At 61.5% G+C, this 16,157-nt stretch carries 15 protein-coding genes; 8 read left to right on the forward strand and 7 right to left on the reverse strand.

The window, feature by feature from the left end; translation table 11 throughout:
- Positions 1–114 precede the first annotated feature (114 nt).
- Positions 115–3,813 (reverse strand): response regulator, encoded by a 3,699-nt coding sequence (locus tag C5L13_RS15990; protein WP_105384265.1) that lies wholly within the window; start codon positions 3,811–3,813, stop codon positions 115–117.
- A gap of 403 nt (positions 3,814–4,216) precedes the next feature.
- On the opposite strand from C5L13_RS15990, the gene C5L13_RS15995 reads away from it, so the two are divergent.
- The gene (locus C5L13_RS15995; protein ID WP_105384338.1) at positions 4,217–4,549 is read left to right on the forward strand and encodes a hypothetical protein; all 333 of its coding nucleotides are present in this window, start codon (positions 4,217–4,219) and stop codon (positions 4,547–4,549) included.
- A 400-nt stretch (positions 4,550–4,949) separates the two neighbouring features.
- On the forward strand, positions 4,950–6,722 hold the full coding sequence (locus C5L13_RS16000; protein WP_105384266.1) for a DEAD/DEAH box helicase: 1,773 nt from the start codon (positions 4,950–4,952) through the stop codon (positions 6,720–6,722).
- 44 nt (positions 6,723–6,766) lie between these two features.
- Here C5L13_RS16000 and C5L13_RS16005 read toward each other — a convergent pair whose 3' ends face one another.
- Entirely contained in the window at positions 6,767–7,510 is a 744-nt protein-coding gene (locus tag C5L13_RS16005) for an SDR family oxidoreductase (RefSeq protein WP_105384267.1), read from the reverse strand.
- 85 nt (positions 7,511–7,595) lie between these two features.
- Positions 7,596–8,468: a DMT family transporter gene (locus tag C5L13_RS16010; RefSeq protein WP_105384268.1), complete on the reverse strand. Its 873-nt coding sequence runs from the start codon at positions 8,466–8,468 to the stop codon at positions 7,596–7,598.
- A gap of 46 nt (positions 8,469–8,514) precedes the next feature.
- On the opposite strand from C5L13_RS16010, the gene C5L13_RS28765 reads away from it, so the two are divergent.
- The 4 genes from C5L13_RS28765 to C5L13_RS16025 are packed head-to-tail and all read left to right on the forward strand — an operon-like array spanning position 8,515 to position 12,036.
- Positions 8,515–8,811: a hypothetical protein gene (locus C5L13_RS28765; protein ID WP_158693461.1), complete on the forward strand. Its 297-nt coding sequence runs from the start codon at positions 8,515–8,517 to the stop codon at positions 8,809–8,811.
- Positions 8,801–10,210 carry a circularly permuted type 2 ATP-grasp protein gene (locus C5L13_RS16015; RefSeq protein WP_105384269.1) on the forward strand — a complete coding sequence of 470 codons (1,410 nt, stop codon included), beginning with the start codon at positions 8,801–8,803 and terminating at the stop codon, positions 10,208–10,210. The genes C5L13_RS28765 and C5L13_RS16015 overlap by 11 nt, the downstream gene beginning before the upstream one ends.
- 9 nt (positions 10,211–10,219) lie before the next feature.
- Positions 10,220–11,161 (forward strand): alpha-E domain-containing protein, encoded by a 942-nt coding sequence (locus C5L13_RS16020; protein ID WP_105384270.1) that lies wholly within the window; start codon positions 10,220–10,222, stop codon positions 11,159–11,161.
- Positions 11,162–11,187: 26 nt separating this feature from the next.
- A complete protein-coding gene (locus C5L13_RS16025) occupies positions 11,188–12,036 on the forward strand; it encodes a transglutaminase family protein (protein WP_105384271.1) in 849 nt (282 codons plus the stop codon).
- Here the strand turns inward: C5L13_RS16025 and C5L13_RS16030 are convergent, their stop codons facing one another.
- Both C5L13_RS16030 and C5L13_RS16035 read right to left on the reverse strand, forming a co-directional pair.
- Positions 12,037–12,447 carry a type II toxin-antitoxin system VapC family toxin gene (locus tag C5L13_RS16030; RefSeq protein WP_105384272.1) on the reverse strand — a complete coding sequence of 137 codons (411 nt, stop codon included), beginning with the start codon at positions 12,445–12,447 and terminating at the stop codon, positions 12,037–12,039.
- Positions 12,444–12,689 carry a type II toxin-antitoxin system Phd/YefM family antitoxin gene (locus tag C5L13_RS16035; RefSeq protein WP_105384273.1) on the reverse strand — a complete coding sequence of 82 codons (246 nt, stop codon included), beginning with the start codon at positions 12,687–12,689 and terminating at the stop codon, positions 12,444–12,446. Before C5L13_RS16035 ends, C5L13_RS16030 begins: the two co-directional genes overlap by 4 nt.
- 118 nt (positions 12,690–12,807) lie before the next feature.
- Here C5L13_RS16035 and C5L13_RS16040 point away from each other — a divergent pair, with 118 nt between their 5' ends.
- Positions 12,808–13,281 carry a hypothetical protein gene (locus C5L13_RS16040; RefSeq protein WP_105384274.1) on the forward strand — a complete coding sequence of 158 codons (474 nt, stop codon included), beginning with the start codon at positions 12,808–12,810 and terminating at the stop codon, positions 13,279–13,281.
- 51 nt (positions 13,282–13,332) lie between these two features.
- Here C5L13_RS16040 and C5L13_RS16045 read toward each other — a convergent pair whose 3' ends face one another.
- Both C5L13_RS16045 and C5L13_RS16050 read right to left on the reverse strand, forming a co-directional pair.
- Entirely contained in the window at positions 13,333–13,545 is a 213-nt protein-coding gene (locus C5L13_RS16045) for a hypothetical protein (protein WP_105384275.1), read from the reverse strand.
- A gap of 4 nt (positions 13,546–13,549) precedes the next feature.
- Positions 13,550–14,782 (reverse strand): ROK family transcriptional regulator, encoded by a 1,233-nt coding sequence (locus C5L13_RS16050; RefSeq protein ID WP_105384276.1) that lies wholly within the window; start codon positions 14,780–14,782, stop codon positions 13,550–13,552.
- 199 nt (positions 14,783–14,981) lie between these two features.
- On the opposite strand from C5L13_RS16050, the gene xylF reads away from it, so the two are divergent.
- Entirely contained in the window at positions 14,982–16,022 is a 1,041-nt protein-coding gene (gene xylF / locus C5L13_RS16055; protein ID WP_105384277.1) for a D-xylose ABC transporter substrate-binding protein, read from the forward strand.
- Positions 16,023–16,157 lie beyond the last annotated feature (135 nt).

Consider the following 16,157-nt stretch of genomic DNA (forward strand, 5'->3'; position numbering starts at 1 on the left):
ACAGTCTGTCGAGTGAGAGGGAGAATGGCACAATTGCTGCGCCGAAAAATCCCCCATACGGGTTAGTACAATGGGCGTAGTTCGTCGTTATGCGTCCGAGCGAACGCAGAAGCTCTAACCGGAAACCGAATTTACGGCACCGCCGCCGATCCAGGCGCGGATCTTGGATTCGAGCGCTTCCGGGCTGATCGGCTTCGACAGATAGTCGTCCATGCCGGCCTTGATGCAGAGTTCGCGGTCGCTTTCCAGCGCATGCGCGGTCACACCGATGATCGGGGTGTGCAACCCGCTCTGGCTTTCCAGTTCGCGGATCTTCTGGGTCGCCTGATGCCCGTTCATGACCGGCATGGACACGTCCATGAGGATCACCGCCGGCTCGTGTTCTTTCCAGGCTTCGACGGCCTCGGCGCCATTCTTGACGATCTGGAACAGCCAGCCGGTCGACTGCAGGATCTGCGTGAAGACGATCTGGTTGACCTCGTTGTCCTCCGCCACCAGCACGTCGAGTGTCGGATTGGAGCGCATCGGCGGCGTCGAGACCGGTTCATCGGCGATGCCGGGCGTGGCGGTCGTGACCGGACGGGAGTTCGGGCCGTCCCCCTGGGAAGGGATACGAGCTGCCTCCGGCCGGATCTGAAGGTTCTCCAGCGCACGCCGTTTCGTGCGGATCGAGCGGACCACCTCGATGATCGTGCTGCGCAGCAGGTTGGCGCGGGCCGGCTTCATCAGATGCGCCTGGATATTGAGCGCCTGGAAGGTGCTGTCGTCGCTGGCCATGTCCATCGAGGTCAGGAAGATGACGCCGGTACCGTCGAACCGGGCGTCGCTCCGCAGGTTCCTGGCAAAGTCCAGGCCGTTCATTTCCGGCATGTGGTAGTCGAGCACGATGGCGTCGACCGCAACGCCGATCCGGGCGGCCTCCCCGAGGATCGCAAGCCCCTCGGCGCCGCCGTTGGCTGCGACCGCGTCGAAGCCCCACATGGAAAGCTGCTCGCTCAGAATGCGGCGGTTGACGGGATTGTCGTCGACCACGAGGATGCGCGCGCCGCTCGTATTGATCGGCAGAACCGTCTGGACGTTCCGCTCGCTGACCACATCGAAGGGCAGATGCACGGTGAAGGCCGAGCCGCGACCGAGCTCGCTTTCGACCTCGATACGCCCGCCGAAAAGCTCCGTGAGCCCGGCGGTAATGGCAAGCCCGAGGCCTGTGCCCTCGTGGCGGCGGGTGGAGGACGTATCCACCTGGGAGAACTTCTCGAAAACCGACCGCAGCTTCTCGTCCGGGATGCCGAGACCGGTATCCTCGATGCGGATCGTGAGCAGCATCTTGCCGGGCGCGGTAGGCTTCGACATCAGATCGATGAAGACATGGCCCTTTTCGGTGAACTTCACCGCATTGCCGACCAGGTTGGTGATGATCTGGCGGAAACGACCGGCATCCCCCATGACCGTCTCGCGTACGGACGCATCGCCGCGCACGATAAGTTCGATGTCCTTTTCCGCAGCGGACGAGGATAGCAGCGTCGCCACGTCCTCGATCGCCTCGACCGGATCGAACGGCGCCTTGCGGAGCTTCATCTGACCGGCGTCGATCTTGGAGAAGTCGAGAATGTCGTTGATGATCGTGAGCAGCGCGTTGCCCGACTTGACGATGATGTCGATGAACGTCTTCTGGCGGGTATCGAGATTGGACTTGGCGAGCAGCTCGGCCATGCCCAGCACGCCGTTCATCGGGGTGCGGATTTCGTGGCTCATATTGGCGAGGAATTCGGACTTCGCCCGGTCGGCCGCCTCGGCGCGCTGCAGAAGCCGCGTCAGCTCCTCCTCGCGTTCCTTCGTGTCGGTGACATCCGTGAAGATCGCAAGCCAGTGGTCGCTGCCGGTGATATTGGCCTCGACATGGATCCACTTGCGGCCCTCGACCCGGAAATCGGCAAAGACCGGCTTTCCGGCGGCAAGGTTTTCCTCCCAGCTCCTGAGGGTGTCCGCGGCTACGTCCGGGGGGCCAAGGTCGCCGCGCCTGACGCAGAAGCGGAAGATGTCCCGCCACTGTTTGCCGGGCATGGCCATTTCGGCCGGCATTTCGAGCATGCTCGACAAGGCATCGTTGCAGAAGATGATTTCGCCGTCATGCAGGATGAGAAGGCCCTGCGACATCGCGCTGGTGGCGTCGCGCATCAGCGCGCCATGCTGTTCGAGCGCGACGCGAGCCTCGTGGATTTCCTGCTCGCGCTTGCGGACGGCGGTGATGTCCATGTAGGTCAGCAGCGTCTTGCCGCCCGAAAGCCCGGTACCGGAAATGACGATGCTGCGGCCGTTGCGGCTTTTCACCTCGATCGGCGGCCGGTCCTCGCCTTCCGTCAGCGCCGCGATCCGGCCCTGGTAGATCTCCTCGAAGCTGAGGTTCGAGTCGGCATAGATGCCGCGATCGAAATTGACCTTCAGGAAGTCGCGATAGGAGCGGCCGGGCAGATCGAACTGCTCGCCTGCATCCCAGAAATCGTAAAAACTGGGATTGGCGTATTCGAAATTGAACGTCTCGTCGAGAATGGCAATACCGACCGGAATGGCGCTAAGGATGGTCTGCAGATCTTCGCCGACCTTTTCCGCCTTGGTCTGGGCCTCCTTGATCAAGGAAACATCCATGCGAGAGCCGACCAGATGGTGGGCGCCGTCGCGGGTCATGATCCGCCGAAGACGGGTGATCACCGGCACGACGGAGCCGTCGGGGAAAGTCACGTCCTCCGACTTGTCGATTTCCTCGCCGTCCATGATGCGGTCGTTTTCGAGGCGGAACTTCTCCGCCGCGTCCGGAAACATCTCCGTTTCCGTCTTGCCCAGGAATTGCGCGCGCGGGGCGCCGAGCATCGCCTCGTAGGCGGCATTCGCATAGGTCAGCTGGTGGTCGCTGTTGCGGGCAAAAACCGGGACCGGCAGATCCTCAAGGACTGCCCGCAGCAATTCCGTCTCGGCCACCTGCGCCCGCAGGAGCATTTCCTGTTCCTTGAAGTCAGTCACATCGTGACGGACGGCGAGCAGCAGGCCATTCTCGAGGCGCTTGTTGAGGCTTCGCATCCAGCGCCCGTCGGACAGCTGATAGATGTTTTCCGTATAGGGAAGCCGGAACGGTTTCATCCGCTCCTCGACCCAGGCAGCCTTGCCGGGGGTCTCGGCCGCGATCTTCTCCGGCGACAACCGCTTGCGCCGGTCATAGGCATGACCAAGGATTTCCTTCAGCGTGATGCCGCGCCTGACCTCGATCGACATCGATGCGAAATAGTTCGAAAGCTCCGAGTTCCAGTAGAGCAGCGAATCGTTCTTGTCATAGATGCCGATGCCCATTTCGAGCATGTCGAGCGCATCATCAACGAGCGCGCCATCCAGGACAGAAATAGGCTCGCCCTTCTGGCTGGTCGGCAGGCGGGACAAGTCTGCGCCCGCCCCCGCAACCACGCTGAGCCCCTTGGCCGGCACGAAAGATCCGAAGAGATAGGTGTGGTCATCCTCGGTGAGAAAACGCTCGATGTGGAGTTCATGCCGCGCCACGCCGGCGCGGTCGTAGCAGAACGCGGTTTCCTCGGTGCCGAAGACGATCGCCCGGCATTCCTTCTCCTTGCGATCGGCATCCACGGCGCTGCCGAAAAGGCCGTTGCTCGTTTTGCCGACAAGTTCGTGCGGATGTTTACCGAAGAGCCGGGCATAGGCGGCGTTCACCGCCACGTAAGTGAGGGCGCTGTCCTTGATGAAGGCGGGTTCGGCAAGATCGTTGATCCGCTCGCACGCCCTTCTCAGCAATTCACTTTCCGTCTCCACCTTCCACTCCGCGTTCCGGCCGTAACCAGTTCGATTCGTTGGCCCTCCAAGCAATGGATAACAGCACGCGCGCGTTAACAACGTGTTGTTGATGAAGGAGCCAGGCGGCACAATTTCGGCGATTTATCGGGATCCCCATGGCTATGCGCTCAATGGGATCGCAAGAGCGTGAAGGAACGACAGAAAGCCCAAGAATCGGCGGACCTCAAATGCGTCCGCATTTCGCCGGAATTTCGTCAAAATACCTACCTCGAAGCGCATTCACCCAAAAATATTCAACCACAGACTGAGGGAGGCTGAACAACGGTTCAGACTACTCATGGCTGGCTTTCATGAATCCGCCGCCTTTGCGGGCGACGCTCCGTCCGTGCCCTTAAACCACAAGAGGGAAAGGAACAAAGTCATGTCCGTACTGCAAAAGAGCATTTCCGCAGGCTTGATAGCTCTGTCGGTAGCAGGCGCTTTAACGGCGGCCGCTCCGGCTGCGCAGGCCCGCGACCGACACCACGACGACGTCTGGCCCGGCGTCGCAGCCGGGCTTGCGGGCGGCATCATCGGCGGTGCAATCGTCTCGGGGTCGCAGCGTCCAGTCTATGTAGAGCCGGAATACGACTACGCGCCACCGCCGCCGCGGCGCGTCTATTACCGCACCCAGTATGCACCGCGCTGCCACTACGAGTGGGTCGAGAACGAATGGGGCGAGGCCTATCGCGCCCGCGTCTGCCCGCGCTACTAACCCCCCGCAATGCCTAACCATACAAAGCCCGCGTTCGAATAGAGCGCGGGCTTACTCTTTTCCAAATCCGTGGTTCCATGGGGCGCCGGAATGCAATGGCCGGCTATTTCCCGTCTCGCAATTGCGAAACATTCACTTGACTTTTGCCCCCAAATCCACCAAATGCGCATCAGCTTTCACCTTCCGGCCGCCGCGTGAGCTGGCCCCGCGTTCAAAATAACCGCGAAGAAGGAACAAGGCGCACAGATAGATCGCCCTGACCCTCAGGGTTTAAGCGCTGGAAAGCAATTTCCAACTTGCAAGTTCCCACTTCACGCGGGGTTCTTGACGCCACAGGCAGACCGGACGGCATGGTGCCGGCCCCGGCATAGGCTCGTGGCGCCCCGAAAAGGTATTCGACTTGACGAATTTCCAAGAGCTTGGCCTTGCCAAGCAGCTCGTAGCCACTCTTTTTGCGCTTGGTTACGAAACGCCCACGCCGATCCAGGCCCAGGCGATCCCACAGCTTCTCGAAGGCCGCGACATGATCGGCCTCGCCCAGACCGGCACCGGCAAAACCGCTGCATTCGGTCTCCCGCTCATCGAAATGCTCCTGAAGGACCCCAAGCGTCCCGACAACCGCACCACCCGCACCCTGATCCTGGCTCCGACCCGCGAACTGGTCAACCAGATCGCCGTCAACCTGAAGAGCTATGTCCGCAATACGCCGTTGAAGATCAACGCCGTCGTCGGCGGTGCATCGATCAACAAGCAGCAGCTGCAGCTGGAAAAGGGCACCGACATTCTCGTCGCGACCCCCGGCCGCCTGCTCGACCTGATCGCCCGCCGCGCGATCGGTTTGACCACCGTACGCTATCTGGTGCTCGACGAAGCCGACCAGATGCTCGACCTCGGTTTCATCCATGACCTTCGCAAGATCTCGAAGATGGTTCCGGCCAAGCGCCAGACCCTGCTCTTCTCGGCCACCATGCCGAAGGCGATCGCCGATCTCGCAGCCGACTTCCTCAAGGATCCGGTGCAGGTCTCCGTCACGCCTCCGGGCAAGGCTGCCGACAAGGTGGAACAATTCGTCCACTTCGTCGCAGGCAAGAACGACAAGACCGATCTCCTCAAGAAGTCGCTCGAGGACAATCCCGATGGCCGCGCCATGGTCTTCCTGCGCACCAAGCACGGCGCCGAGAAGCTTTCAAAGCATCTCGAGCATATCGGCTTCAAGGTCGCTTCGATCCACGGCAACAAGAGCCAGGGCCAGCGCGAGCGCGCCCTGAAGGCCTTCCGGGACAACGAAATCCGAGTCCTCGTGGCAACCGACGTCGCTGCCCGAGGCATCGACATTCCCGGCGTGACGCATGTCTTCAACTACGACCTTCCGGAAGTGCCGGATGCCTACGTGCACCGCATCGGCCGTACCGCACGTGCCGGCCGCGACGGTATCGCGATTGCTTTCTGCGCACCGGACGAAACGGGTCTGCTGCGTGACATCGAACGCCTGATGACCATCGAAATCGCAACCGCCTCCGGCGAGCGTCCGGAGGGCATGAGCCGTCCTTCGCGCGGCGGCGGCAACCGTGGCGGCGCCAATCGCGGCCGAGGCGGCAATGGTGGCGGCAACGGCGCAGGACAGGGTCGCGGTCGTGGAAACGGCGAAGGCCGTCCGGAGCGTCGCGAACGCCCGGCCCGCAAGCCCTTCTTCGCATCGGAAGATGAAGGCGGCGCCCGTTCGGAAGAACGCGGCGAGCGTCAGGATCGTCCGTTCCGTGGCGATCGTCCGCAGCGGCCCCATGGCGACCGTCCGCACCGCGGCGAACGCCGCAACGAGGACTTCCGCGGCCAGCGTCGCGGCGAAGAAGCACCGCGCTTCGAAGCCGACAACGATCTTGCCACGACGTCGGATTTCCGCCCTGCCAAGAAGCAGTTCGGCCCCCAGGACGGGGCGAAGAACGGTGGCGAAGGCAGACCGGCTCGCAAGGAACATCGCAAGGGCAATGGCGGCCAGAACCCGCACGCGGCGCATGCTCCGCATGAATCCGGCAACCAGCGCAAGGCGCATAACGGCGGCCAGGGCCGTCCGGCACATGCCGGTCAGCCGCAGGGCGAAAACCGTGGCCCGGTTCGGTTCGGCAACGACAACCGCAATGGCGGCCAGCAGGGCCGCAAACGCAGCCGGGCGTAACCGACGAATAGGAAAAGAGGCCGCTTTCGCGGCCTCTTTTTTTGTCATTTGACTGCCGCGTTTCCGCCGTCCGCGAAAAGTGCGGCTCCCGCGACGAAACTCGCCATGGGGCTGGCGAGGAAAAGCGCCGCCCGCGCGATCTCTTCCGGTTGTCCGATCCGCTTCATCGCGTGCAGCCCGGCCGCCCATTCCTTCTGCGCGGCATCGCCGGCCATCGGCGTATCGACCCCACCAGGCAGAAGTGCATTGGCCCGAATGCCCTGCGCCCCATAGTCAGCCGTAATCCCCTTGACCAATCCCATCAGGCCGGCCTTGGAAGCGCCATAGGTAGCCATGCCGGGAATGCCGACACTGGTGCCGACGAAGGTGGAGGTGAAGATGATCGATCCGCCGCCGCGTTCGAGCATGGCCGGGATTTGTGAGCGTGCACCGAGGAAGGCGCTGGCGAAATTCATGGTCATGGTCTGCTGCCATTCATCGATCGTCACCTCAACCAGCGGCTTGTAAGGCCCGACTGTGCCGGCATTGTTCAAGGCGATGTCGAGACCGCCGAACCGGCCGATCGCCGCATCGAGCAGCTTCCGGTGGGTATCCTCTTCCGTGACATCGCCCGTCACGGCGACCGCGCGGCCGCCGGCCGCCTCGATTTCCGAAACCAGCTTCTGCAGTTCCGCCTCGCCTCGCGCATTGGCAACGACGGCAGCCCCCTCCGCGGCGAAGAGCAAGGCGGAGGCCCGGCCGATGCCGCTCGATGCGCCGGTGACGATGGCAACTTTGTTATTCAGCATGATGTAGCTCCTGTTGGGTTACATCTACTGCCTAAAACTGCGCAGCCTCCGGCGACACCCGTTTCCTGACCGATCGGCCATGCGCTCAGTTCTTCCTGTTCACCAGATAGACACCCAGCACCACGATCACCGTGCCGACGATCATCGGCAGCGTCAGCGGCTCGCCGAAAAGGATGGCGGCCTCGATCGCCACGACCGGCGGCATGAGGTAGATCAGCGAAGCCGCGCGAGACACCTGGCCTCGGCGGATGAGATAGAGCAGCAGGCCGACCGCGCCCATCGAAATGCCGAAGACGGACCATGCCATGGCGAACATCGCCTCATGCGTCCAGTCGAAGCGCAGGTTCTCCAGGAGAAGCGCGAGCGGCACCGTCACGATCAGGGCTCCGACGAATTGCAGCGTGGCGATCGAGAAAAGGTCCCCCTCCTGCAGGTGCCGTTTCTGGTAGAGCGTCCCGTACGTCACCGAGGTCATCGCGACGAGATTGATCAGCACGGGAAGGGCAAGGCCCGCAAGGCCGCGATCGAACACGTCGAGGAGCTGCGGCGAAATCGCGATCAGGATGCCGGCAAAGCCGAGCACCAGCCCGAACTTCTGCATGGGCCGCAGCCGCTCGCTGATGAAGAAGGGAGCAGCGAGCGCGGTGAGCAGCGGTTGCAGACCGGCGATGATTCCGGACAAGCCCGCCGGTACGCCCTGCCCGATCGCATACCAGACGCCCGACAGATAAAGGCCGTGCAGGAAGATGCCGGAGATGATCGCATAGCCGAATTGGCTCTTCGTCTTCGGCCATTTCGCCCCCATGACCAGGCAGACGGCGAAGAAGGCTATGGCCGCAAGAGAGTGGCGGACGACGAGAAAAGTAAGGGGATCGGCATGCACCACCGCATATTTTGCAACGATCCAACCCGTGGACCAGAGGAGGACAAACAGGGCCGGAGCCACGCGATCGAGCATAAGGGATTTCCGGGTGATTATCAAAAAAGGCAGGTGGCGCCTGTCTATGCGCAGCTACCTCGATGGTCAAAGCAGAAAAACTGATCGCTTCATTGAACAGAGCTTCAAAAGGCTGAACAGCACTTGGGCAACTGGCGTTTTTGCAGGCAGCAACTTGATCGCCCGTCGGGAAAGCAAGAGCTTGTCCGCTCAAGGAATCAGCACATCTATTGATGTGGGGGCGCGCCGAAGCCATGATTTTCAACGCGCTCGAATCTTCGCAGGCAACTGTGCATGGTTCTTGCATTGCGATCTGCGTTGTATTCAAATGACTAAAAAAGGGGAACGCGCCTTTGGCATTTGACGAAATGTTGACTGCGGAAAATCTTCCGCGCCCGCCATACAAGACCTATCATGAATGGTATACCAGCCAGGATGCCGCCCATCTGATCCGCAAGACCCAGGATGCGGAAAACATCTTCAGGAAAACCGGCATCACCTTCGCGGTCTACGGACACGCAGACAGTTCCGAAAAGCTCATTCCCTTCGATATCATCCCCCGCATCATTTCCGCCCGCGAATGGCGCAAGCTGGCGCAAGGCATCGAACAGCGGGTTCTGGCGCTCAACGCCTTCCTCGACGACATCTACCACAAGCAGGAAATCATCAAGGCGGGTCGCATTCCGCGCGAACTGATCGAGAAGAACGTCGCCTTCCTGCCGGAGATGATCGGTTTTAAGCCGCCCGGCGGCGTCTATACCCATATCGTCGGCACCGACATCGTGCGCACCGGCGAGGATCAGTTCTACGTGCTGGAGGACAATGCCCGCACGCCGTCCGGTGTCAGCTACATGCTGGAAAACCGCGAAACCATGATGCAGATGTTCCCGGAACTCTTTGCGCTGAACAAGGTGCAGCGGGTCGAGGACTATCCAAGGCTCCTGCGCCAGTCGCTCGCCTCGCTCGCCCCCGCCGGCTGCAAGGGCAAACCGCGCGTCGCAGTGCTGACGCCGGGCATCTTCAATTCCGCCTATTACGAACATTCGTTTCTCGCCGACCAGATGGGCGTCGAACTCGTCGAGGGCGGCGACCTGCGCGTCATCGACGGGCGCGTCAAGATGCGCACCACGCGCGGCTACGAAGCGATCGACGTGCTCTACCGCCGCGTCGACGACGACTTCCTGGATCCGCTCACCTTCCGGCCCGATTCGGCGCTCGGCATTCCCGGCATCATGGACGTCTACCGCGCCGGCAATATCACCATCGCCAATGCGCCCGGCACCGGCATTTCCGACGACAAGGCGATCTACTCCTATATGCCGGAGATCGTCGAATTCTATACCGGCCGCAAGGCGCTTCTGGAAAACGTGCCGACCTGGCGCTGCTCCGAGCCGGACAGCCTGAAATACGTGCTGGAGCATATCGAGGAACTGGTCATCAAGGAGGTGCACGGCTCCGGCGGCTACGGCATGCTTGTCGGTCCGACGGCCACCAAGAAGGAGCGCACCGACTTCGCCGAGAAACTCGCCGCCAAGCCGGCCAACTATATCGCCCAGCCGACGCTGGCGCTTTCGACAGTGCCGATCTTCGTCAACAAGGGCGTTGCCCCGCGGCATGTCGACCTGCGCCCTTACGTGCTGGTTTCCGACAAGGTGAAGATCATTCCCGGCGGACTGACCCGCGTGGCGCTGAAACAGGGATCCCTGGTGGTGAATTCCAGCCAGGGCGGCGGCACGAAGGACACCTGGGTTCTGGAAGATTGAGGCTGTAGAATGCTTGGAAGAACTGCAAACGGCCTCTACTGGATGTTTCGCTACATCGAGAGAGCCGAAAATATAGCCCGTCTCGTCGATGCGGGCCTGCGCGTCTCGCTGACGCGCGCCGGCTCGAGCGACGAGGACTGGGACGGGGTGCTGCAGAGCGCCGGCGTCCGCGAAGCCTATTCGGAGGTCCACCCGCAGCTGACTGCTGCTGATGCCATCGACTATCTGCTGCGCGACCAGTCCAATCCGTCGAGCGTGATGTCCTGCATCGAATGGGGACGCAACAATGCCCGCATGGTGCGGACGGCGCTGACCCGGGAGACCTGGGAAGCCACCAACGAGGCGTGGATCGATCTGAAGGCACGGCTTGCCCGCAAGCCGAAACAGGCCGACCTTCCTGAACTGATCGACGGGATCAAGCATCGCTGCGGCCTGATCCGCGGCGCCTTCCATGGCTCGATGCTCCGAAACGATCTCTACAACTTCTCGCGCATCGGCACCTTCATCGAGAGAGCAGACAATACCAGCCGCATTCTCGACGTGAAATATTACGTGCTGCTGCCTGCCGTCAGCCACGTAGGCTCGGCGCTCGACAATTTCCAATGGGAATCGATCCTGCGTTCGGTCTCCGCACACCGCTCCTATGGCTGGGTCTACGACGGTGAATACCAGTCGGCGAATATCGCAGACTTCCTGATCCTCAAGGTCCAGATGCCCCGCTCGCTTGCCTATTGCTACGAGAAGATCGTCAGCAATCTCGGCTATATCGCCGAAGACTACGGCGAGCGGCTGAAGGCCCATGAGACGGCCGACGCAATCCGTTCGACGCTGAAGCGCAGCTCGATGCCCGACATCATGGATCAGGGCCTGCACGAATTTCTGGAAGACTTCGTCAGCCGCAACAACCAGTTGAGTGCCGAGATCTCCGAAGGCTACCGCTTCTACCATTAAGCCCACAGGCACAGGATTTACAGCACATGCGGCTGAAGATTTCTCATACGACCGAATATCTCTACGACCAGCCGGTGCCCTATTCGCTGCAGCGGCTGCGGCTGACGCCCGTCGACGGGCCGACCCAGAAGATCATCAACTGGTCGATCACCGTCGACGGCGCCAAGGTGGAGGCCGGTTATGCCGACCAGTTCGGCAATCGCGTCGAGCTCGTATCCGCCGAAGGCACGGAACACACGATCCGCATCAGCGCGTCCGGAGAGGTCGAAACCAGCGACTGCGCCGGAGTCTTCGGGCCGCATCAGGGTTTCTGCCCGCTCTGGCTCTTCCTGCGCGAGACGCCGCGCACCAAGGCGGGCAAGTTGATCAAGGACCTCGCCAAAGGCCTTAAGGGCGACAGCGAACTTGCCAGGATGCACGCGCTGATGGAGACGATCCATGAAATCGTCGCCTATACGCCGGGAACGACCGACACCGAGACGACCGCGGAAGAGGCCCTGGAGGCGAAGACCGGCGTCTGCCAGGACCACACGCATATCTTCATCTCGGCGGCGCGGCTCCTCGATATCCCGGCCCGCTACGTTTCCGGCTATCTGCTGATGGAAGGAACCACGGAGCAGGTGGCCACCCATGCCTGGAGCGAGGTATACCTGCCTGGCCTCGGCTGGGTCGGCTTCGACGCCGCGAATAATATCTGCCCCGACGATCGTTATGTGCGGATTGCCTCCGGCCTCTGCTACCGCGACTGCGCGCCCGTTTCCGGCATGCGCCTCGGCCTTGCGGGCGAAAATCTCAAGGTTTCGCTGACGGTCGCGCCTGGCCAGACGCAAAGCCAGAGCCAGAACGGGCAGAGCCAGAACCAGACGCAGGAATGATTAGATAGCCGCGTCAAGAGCGGTAAGATAATTTTGCGACGCATAGGCGAGAATCGCTTGATCGGCAGTTAGCAACGGCACGCTGAGATGTCTTGCCGTTGCAACGATAATCCGGTCTGCGGGATCACTGTGGAAGTCACCCGGCAGCCTTACGCTCTCGACTGCGATGGTCGGTTCCAAGGGAACTAATCTTATCCTCGGATGCATCAGGACTTCATCAAGCCATCGCGACACCTCCATACCCAATGGCAAACGCCCCTTTCGATCGAGCAGAGCAATTTCCCATGGGGTAATGGCCGATACAAGGACTTCTCCGATATCGCTGGTGTCTAGAATCGTCCGGGCACGCTGCCCGAGTTTTGGATTACGACCCGTAACCCAGACAAGCACATGCGTATCAACGAGTATCATTTATATGCGTCCCATTCGCCCGGGTCGACCGCAGGGCCGAATGGATCGTCATAGCGAGAAACCGTCCCCTCCATAAAACCCCACAGGGGTTGCAGATCTTTGGTTTCACGAAACGGAGTCAGCACCGCAACCGGCTTCCCCCGTTTGGTAATAGTGATGGGCTGACCGTCTTCATTCATTTCTTCGATCAGGCGCAGGCACGTGGCCTTAAATTCGGCCGCAGCAACTGTCTTGGCTGTCATGACCATATCTCCTGTACATGTTTACTTCTATATAGTCATTTTCGATCGTGCTCAATAGGCCGCAAGCCCGGCGCCACCTCCGCATGCTCTGCTCCTCCTCCGAAAAACGAGGTGAGGCATGCTGTTTGGGCAATCCGTCTTTCAGTCGGTGCTGACGCGACTGAAAGAAGAACGCAGCGAGGAAGAGGCCGAAGAGACGGACGCCGGTTTCCGCATAAAAGGGCTTGGCCTCGGCTTCGTCGCCGCTACGGACGACGGCCCGACCAGCGCGGCGACCGGAACCGAAGCCTATTTCGCATTCCTGCCGGAACTGCCGGAGATCGAGGCCGCCTCGCACGAGCCGGACCCGGACGACCCGCCGGCACCGCAGATACCCCCTCACCTGCTTCGCCTGACACAGGAAGAGATTGCAGAGGAACTCGCAATTACCGCCGCCGACACGGAGGCGACGCTTGCCGAAAAGCGGCGCCGATTCGCCAAGGCCAACCATCCCGATGGCGTCGTGCCGGAATTTCGCGACAACGCCAACATCCGCATGAAGACGGCCAACCTGCTGATCGACACGGCGATCAAGGGGCTTTTCTGGCGATAGATCCGTTTTAAGGTGACATCTCGCCGTCAGGGACTGCCTGAACTGCCTGCGCTAGTCCCTCGGCTCCTCCGAAGGCTTCTCCGCCGGCGGCTCGCGCTTTTCCAGAAACAGCTTGTAGGTCGCATAGATGCCCACGGCGCCGACGATGATCCCCCAGAACGGCTCGCCGGTATAAAGCTCGAACCCCGCCCAGACGAAGCAGACGGCCAGAATCAGAAGCCGCCGCCACAGCGGTGCGTAGAACGGGTGGTTCGGATCGATCATGTCTTCATTCTCCTGCCGCTCGAACGGGGGGATGCGGCCTTGAGAGAATGATATCCTGATCCACGATCGAAAAAGCAAGGTTGAGATGGCCTTCGAAAACAAGTGACGGCTCATCGGGCGCAATCGTCAGCACCGGCATGCCGCCCAGCCGCACGACCTGCGCCTCGGCAAGCCCTTCCTCGATGCCCGCCTGCAGAAGGTCCTGATGCCGCGTCCCCGGCCCGGTGATGAAGACTGGCATATGGCCGTGCAGGCTGAGCAGGCGCGAAAGTCCGTTGCCGAGCGCAACGCCCGCCTGCCGGAAGGCGAGCTGCGCCCGGCGATTGCCTTGCCGGGCCTGGGCCGCGATCTTGTCGATTTCCGCAAGCGGCACGAACTTGGCGGGAATCGTATCGATCGGCACTTCGAAAGCGGTACGCAGAATGGCGTAGAAGCCCGCATAGGCCTCGATGCAGCCGCGCGCTCCACAACGACAGAGAGCTCCATTGGGGATATGCAGCATATGCCCGAAATTCGGGGCGGAAATGTCGGGCGCCGCCGCCGTCCCGCGGCGTCCGATCCCCAGGCCGATGCTGTGGCCGAGCGAAAGCGCCGCAAGAACCGGTTCGCCTTCACCTGCCTTTTTTGCCTCGCGTTCGAGAAGCGCGCCGGCAACGAGCAGGGTCTCGTTGTTGAGGATGACTTTCGCAGGCCACCCGCCCTTCAGTACCGCCGTGAAATCCACCGCCTGGGCGCCGAAGACCGGCGACCAGATGAGGACGGGTTCGGAGACATGCGCCAGCCCCTTGCTACTGACCGAGATCAGCAAGACCTCGTCAGGATTGATGCGCGAACGGACGAGCACCCGCTCCAGCGCCGCCGAGATGGAATCGATGAAGGCGGCGGTACCGCCCTGCGCACGCGGTTCGGTAAACCGGTCGAGGAGCGTGCCGGCATAATCCACCAGCGAATATTGAATGGAATCGGAGGAAATGATGACGATGATCAGGTAGCCGCAATTGCGCCGCTGGCTGAAGAGCACGCGCGGCCGTCCCCGGCCCGTCGCTGCCTGCTGCTCCATCTTTTCGATGACGCCCGCACGCTCCAGCTCGGCCGTGATGGCGGAAATGGTGGCCGAAGCCAGCCGCGTCGCATCGGAAATCTCGGTATGGGCAAGCCGGCCATGGCGACGCAGCGCAGACAGCACGAGTGCGCTGTTCTGCTGCCGGACCAGTTCGGTGCTCGATTTCGCCAGCATGCCTTGCAGGGTTCTCCTCGCCTCTGTCGATACGGCAGTGCCCTGTCCTCCACAAGTGCCGATTGACAGCCATTTGAATCTCTGACATCTAATTTCTCGACTGTCGAGAAAAAAGCTCGGAGGCTTTGCCCGACAGGTAATCTGGCGGGGGGAGAGCACGGAGGCTTTTGGCCCATCCGCCGTCACTCGGGAGGACATTATGAGATCATTTGTAAAGCTGATGGCCGGCGCGGCCATCCTCGTTTCCATGAACACCGCCACCATGGCGGCCAATCTCGTCGTCGGCGTATCCTGGTCGAACTTCCAGGAAGAGCGCTGGAAGACGGACGAAGCCGCGATCAAGAAGGCGCTCGAAGCTGCCGGCGCAAAGTACATTTCCGCTGACGCCCAGTCTTCTGCCGCCAAGCAGCTCACCGATGTCGAATCGCTGATTTCGCAGGGCGCCAACGCGCTTATCGTGCTCGCTCAGGACTCGGACGCGATCGGCCCAGCGATCGAAAAGGCGACCGCCGAAGGCATTCCGGTTGTTGGCTACGACCGCCTGATCGAAAACCCCGAAGCCTTCTACATCACCTTCGACAACAAGGAAGTCGGCCGCATGCAGGCGCAGGGCGTCTTCAAGGCGAAGCCGGAAGGCAACTATGTCTTCATCAAGGGCTCCTCCTCGGACCCGAACGCGGACTTCCTGTTTGCGGGCCAGATGGAAGTGCTGAAGGCAGCGGTCGATGCCGGCAAGATCAAGAATGTCGGCGAAGCCTATACGGACGGCTGGAAGCCTGAGAACGCTCAGAAGAACATGGAGCAGTTCCTGACCAAGAACAACAACAAGGTCGACGCGGTCGTCGCATCGAACGACGGCACCGCCGGCGGCGCGATTGCGGCGCTCGACGCCCAAGGCCTGGCAGGTTCGGTACCGGTCTCCGGCCAGGACGCCGACAAGGCTGCGCTCAACCGCGTGGCGCTTGGCACCCAGACCGTATCCGTCTGGAAGGACAGCCGTGAACTCGGCAAGACGGCCGCCGAAATCGCGCTCGCTCTCGCTTCCGGCAAGAAGATGACCGAGATTCCGAACGTCCAGACCTTCAACGGCGGACCGAAGAAACAGGCCATGCAGTCGGTCTTCCTGAAGCCGCTGCCGATCACCAAGGACAACCTCGACGTGGTCATCAAGGCCGGCTGGATCAGCAAGGCGGAAGCCTGCCAGGGCGTCAAGGCCGGCGCGGTCGCAGCCTGCAAGTAAGAATGACCATGTCCAGCCGATAAACGTGCCGACGCCGCAGCATTTCTGCCGCGGCGTCGGTTTTCGGCGTAAGATGCGCGGCCGCGTGAACAAGCGAAAAGCGGCAAAGCGCCATTGAGAGGTGCTGACCGGCCG

It is taken from the genome of Neorhizobium alkalisoli (assembly GCF_002968635.1).
Lineage (GTDB): Bacteria > Pseudomonadota > Alphaproteobacteria > Rhizobiales > Rhizobiaceae > Neorhizobium > Neorhizobium alkalisoli.

Coding starts and splice junctions, on each gene's coding strand:
- C5L13_RS15995 (WP_105384338.1), top strand. CDS start 4,217: ATGTCCGTACTGCAAAAGAGCATTTCCGCAGGCTTGATAGCTCTGTCG.
- C5L13_RS16005 (WP_105384267.1), bottom strand. CDS start 7,510: ATGCTGAATAACAAAGTTGCCATCGTCACCGGCGCATCGAGCGGCATC.
- C5L13_RS16010 (WP_105384268.1), bottom strand. CDS start 8,468: ATGCTCGATCGCGTGGCTCCGGCCCTGTTTGTCCTCCTCTGGTCCACG.
- C5L13_RS28765 (WP_158693461.1), top strand. CDS start 8,515: ATGCGCAGCTACCTCGATGGTCAAAGCAGAAAAACTGATCGCTTCATT.
- C5L13_RS16020 (WP_105384270.1), top strand. CDS start 10,220: ATGCTTGGAAGAACTGCAAACGGCCTCTACTGGATGTTTCGCTACATC.
- C5L13_RS16025 (WP_105384271.1), top strand. CDS start 11,188: ATGCGGCTGAAGATTTCTCATACGACCGAATATCTCTACGACCAGCCG.
- C5L13_RS16030 (WP_105384272.1), bottom strand. CDS start 12,447: ATGATACTCGTTGATACGCATGTGCTTGTCTGGGTTACGGGTCGTAAT.
- C5L13_RS16035 (WP_105384273.1), bottom strand. CDS start 12,689: ATGACAGCCAAGACAGTTGCTGCGGCCGAATTTAAGGCCACGTGCCTG.
- C5L13_RS16040 (WP_105384274.1), top strand. CDS start 12,808: ATGCTGTTTGGGCAATCCGTCTTTCAGTCGGTGCTGACGCGACTGAAA.
- C5L13_RS16045 (WP_105384275.1), bottom strand. CDS start 13,545: ATGATCGATCCGAACCACCCGTTCTACGCACCGCTGTGGCGGCGGCTT.
- C5L13_RS16050 (WP_105384276.1), bottom strand. CDS start 14,782: ATGCTGGCGAAATCGAGCACCGAACTGGTCCGGCAGCAGAACAGCGCA.
- xylF (WP_105384277.1), top strand. CDS start 14,982: ATGAGATCATTTGTAAAGCTGATGGCCGGCGCGGCCATCCTCGTTTCC.